This is a genomic window from Streptomyces sp. A18, from assembly GCF_059026065.1.
Genome location: NZ_JBWLKL010000130.1, coordinates 1 through 930 on the forward strand (window position 1 = coordinate 1; position 930 = coordinate 930).

2 protein-coding genes are annotated in these 930 nt (G+C 65.5%); both read right to left on the reverse strand.

Going from position 1 to position 930, the window contains the following annotated elements; translation table 11 throughout:
* Window positions 1-191, reverse strand: a 191-nt coding sequence (locus AC5P1C_RS43800) for an alpha-amylase family glycosyl hydrolase (protein WP_493871587.1), incomplete at its 3' end; no start/stop codon positions are given.
* Window positions 188-930, reverse strand: a 743-nt coding sequence (locus AC5P1C_RS43805) for an alpha-amylase family protein (RefSeq protein ID WP_493871588.1), incomplete at its 5' end; no start/stop codon positions are given. The genes AC5P1C_RS43805 and AC5P1C_RS43800, both read right to left, overlap by 4 nt.

The following is a 930-nucleotide window of genomic DNA, read 5'->3' on the forward strand; positions in this document are numbered from 1 at the left end:
TCCACGCCGAGCCACTGCAGATAGTCCAGCTTGGCGGTGATGCCCTTGAGATCGCCGATGCCGTCGCCGTTGCTGTCCTGGAAGGAGCGGACCAGGACCTCGTAGAAGACGGCGCGCTTGAACCACTCGGGATCCCGGTCCTTCGCGGGCGTGTCCTCGAAGGTGTCCTGGACGGGCTCATTGATGATCATGGTGTGGGTGACCCTCCGATCAACGGTGAGGACGGTCGCAGGACCCTGAAGATGTGCGCGGGCGCGTGGCCCGGCTCGAGGCGCACATAGTTGGCCCTGCCCCAGTGGTAGGTGTCGCCGGTGAGCTCGTCGCGCACCGGCACGGTCTCGTGCCAGTGGAGGCCGAGTTTCGGCATGTCCAACGAGACCGTGGCCTCCTGGGTGTGGTGGGCGTCGAGGTTCACGACCACCAGGACCGTGTTCGAGCCTTCCGCGTCCGTGACCGTCTTCGAGTACGCGATCACCGCTTCCTGGTCCGTGGGGTGGAAGTGCAGTTCACGCAGTTGCCGCAGGGCGGGATTGGCGCGTCGCACGCGGTTCAGCGTGGTGATGAGGGGCGCGATGGTGGTGCCGGTGCGCTCTGCGGACTCCCAGTCGCGCGGGCGCAGTTGGTACTTCTCCGAGTCCAGATATTCCTCGCTGCCGGGCCGCACGGGGACGTTCTCGCACAGTTCGTATCCGCTGTAGACGCCCCACGTCGGCGCGAGGGTTGCGGCGAGTACGGCACGGACCTCGAAGGCGGGACGTCCGCCCTTCTGGAGGTAGGCGTGCAGGATGTCCGGGGTGTTGACGAAGAAGTTGGGCCGGAGGTAGTGAGCGGTCTCGGTGGACAACTCCCGCAAGTAAGCGGTGAGTTCGTCCTTCGTGTTTCGCCAGGTGAAGTATGTGTAGGACTGCTGGAAGCCGATCGCCGCGAGGG